General features: G+C 41.6%; 1 protein-coding gene. It reads left to right on the plus strand.

The annotated features are described in order from the left end of the window. Positions 1–437 (plus strand): hypothetical protein (locus R7Q11_RS29020; RefSeq protein ID WP_225467325.1); only part of this gene is annotated, 437 nt, incomplete at its 5' end. Positions 438–531: the final 94 nt, after the last annotated feature.

Raw genomic sequence — 531 nt, forward strand, 5'->3', positions numbered from 1 at the left:
TTGTTGTCGAAGACCCGATTTTGGCAAGTCTCTTGTTAGCAAGGCGAATCCCCGCTTGTGCTGTTGGTGATGAATCGTTGAGTGAGTTAAGCAGCAAAGGGTTGCAAGGCGTAAAAAAATCAATATTCATCCTCGCGGAAGCGGATTCTGTAGCGGTGAAGAATATTCAGAAATACTCTCCAAATGCAAAGGTAGTTGAAGAGGTCAAACCGATAGCATTTGGTCCTTATCATGGCGCTTACTATCGTAGGTTTACGAAGTGGCATGTATCTCGATTTAAGAAAATAGCCACAGTGGTTCCGAATAACGTCCTTAGTGACGAACAAATCATATTAATGCTATCCACTTTAGTAGATGCAGAAATGTCCTTTGACGACGCAGTAGAAGTGCTTGAAATCAAAACCGGTAAAAGAGTCACCATCGCCCAGGTTAAATGAAAGGTATTGTGCAATATGCATGATAGCTGATACTGGAGAAAACAATCGAAGAAGAGAATTAATAAAGGATGGTAGAGAAATTGGGCCATAAGCC

It is taken from the genome of Vibrio sp. 970 (assembly GCF_033339075.1).